At 56.4% G+C, this 1737-nt stretch carries 1 rRNA gene; it reads right to left on the bottom strand.

The features are described 5' to 3' along the window. A 23S ribosomal RNA gene (locus tag ACWCSD_RS49955) occupies positions 1–1685 on the bottom strand; the annotation flags it as partial. Positions 1686–1737: the final 52 nt, after the last annotated feature.

Raw genomic sequence — 1737 nt, 5'->3', positions numbered from 1 at the left:
CCCTACATGCTTACCCCAGGACTACCATCGCCTGGGCTGGACTACCTTCCTGCGTCACCCCATCGCTTACCTACTACCCGATCGGATCGAGCGTTCACTCTGACCCCAAGCCCGAAGGCTTTAGGCGAGTTAAGGACTCTTAGCATCACGAGGTTCGATATGGGCGCGTTGAAGCGGGTACGGGAATATCAACCCGTTGTCCATCGACTACGCCTGTCGGCCTCGCCTTAGGTCCCGACTTACCCTGGGCGGATTAGCCTGCCCCAGGAACCCTTGGTCATCCGGCGCGAGGGTTTCTCACCCTCGATTCGCTACTCATGCCTGCATTCTCACTCGCACAGCCTCCACAACTAGATCACTCTGCTGCTTCGCCGGCTGCACGACGCTCCCCTACCCATCCAGCCCCGAAAGACTGAATGCCACGACTTCGGCGGTGTGCTTGAGCCCCGCTACATTGTCGGCGCAGAATCACTTGACCAGTGAGCTATTACGCACTCTTTCAAGGGTGGCTGCTTCTAAGCCAACCTCCTGGTTGTCTCTGCGACTCCACATCCTTTCCCACTTAGCACACGCTTAGGGGCCTTAGTCGGTGATCTGGGCTGTTTCCCTCTCGACTACGAACCTTATCGCCCGCAGTCTCACTGCCACGCTCTCACTTACCGGCATTCGGAGTTTGGCTGACGTCAGTAACCTTGTCGGGCCCATCGGCCATCCAGTAGCTCTACCTCCGGCAAGAAACACGCGACGCTGCACCTAAATGCATTTCGGGGAGAACCAGCTATCACGGAGTTTGATTGGCCTTTCACCCCTACACACAGGTCATCCCCCAGGTTTTCAACCCTGGTGGGTTCGGTCCTCCACCCAGTCTTACCTGAGCTTCAACCTGCCCATGCGTAGATCACTCCGCTTCGGGTCTACAGCATGCGACTCAAACGCCCTATTCAGACTCGCTTTCGCTACGGCTCCCCCACACGGGTTAACCTCGCCACACACCATAACTCGCAGGCTCATTCTTCAAAAGGCACGCAGTCACATCACACAGAAGACAAGCTCCTGTACGCTCCTACGGCTTGTAGGCACACGGTTTCAGGTACTATTTCACGACCCCTCACCGGGGCACTTTTCACCTTTCCCTCACGGTACTCGTGCACTATCGGTCATCAGGGAGTATTTAGGCTTACCAGGTGGTCCTGGCAGATTCACACAGGATTTCTCGGGCCCCGTGCTACTTGGGATCCCCTCAAGAAGCCTTCAAGATTTCGCCTACCCGGCTCTCACGGTCTACGGCAGCCCTTCCCAGAGCTTTCGACTACCTCAAAGGTTTATCACTTCTTGTGGCTTCGGCAGAAACCACCAGAGGGTCCCACGACCCCGGACATGCAACGCCTGCCGGCTATCACACACGCCCGGTTTAGCCTCATCCGCTTTCGCTCACCACTACTCACGGAATCACTGTTGTTTTCTCTTCCTACGGGTACTGAGATGTTTCACTTCCCCGCGTTACCACCAACCGCCCTATACATTCAGGCGGAGGCAACACCACATGACTGGTGCTGGGTTTCCCCATTCGGACATCCCCGGATCAACGTCTGGTTGGCGACTCCCCGAGGCTTAACGCAGCCTCCCACGTCCTTCATCGGCTCCTGATGCCAAGGCATCCACCGTGTGCCCTAAAAAACTTGGCCACAAAGATGCTCGCGTCCACTATGCAAATCTCAAACAACAAACAGCAACCGA

Source organism: Nonomuraea sp. NPDC001684, from assembly GCF_053596515.1.
The sequence above is the reverse complement of the archived record's forward strand: the minus strand, read 5'-3'. Positions and strand labels throughout refer to the sequence as shown.